This is a genomic window from Vogesella mureinivorans, assembly GCF_007644035.1.
GTDB lineage: Bacteria > Pseudomonadota > Gammaproteobacteria > Burkholderiales > Chromobacteriaceae > Vogesella > Vogesella mureinivorans.
The window spans coordinates 1-268 of the sequence record NZ_VMTV02000094.1 but is presented as its reverse complement, the minus strand read 5'-3'; the positions used below and the strand labels follow the sequence as shown (position 1 = coordinate 268).

The following is a 268-nucleotide window of genomic DNA, read 5'->3' as shown; positions in this document are numbered from 1 at the left end:
ATCTAATTCATGTCCCGAATAATATAGCCCCAATCTATCACGTTTTCCTTCATATATTTCGGTATAACCCACATCTTGTCCGTCTACACCGACAATTAACAAACGATGGTGGTCGTCAGCCAATTGTTTTTCAAAATATACTTTGAGTTCGACTTCAGACTTATTCAATTGCCACTGCGGAATTACATGCGGTTCATGCATCCACTTATGTAACAGTGCCATATCATCAGGATATTTCACTTGGCGCAGATAAAATTGTGTACCATTC

The 268-nt window shown here is 38.8% G+C and carries 1 protein-coding gene; it reads right to left on the bottom strand.

What is annotated here, in order from left to right:
• On the bottom strand, nt 1–268 hold a 268-nt coding region (locus FLQ44_RS02100; protein WP_147692831.1), incomplete at both ends, for a GNAT family N-acetyltransferase.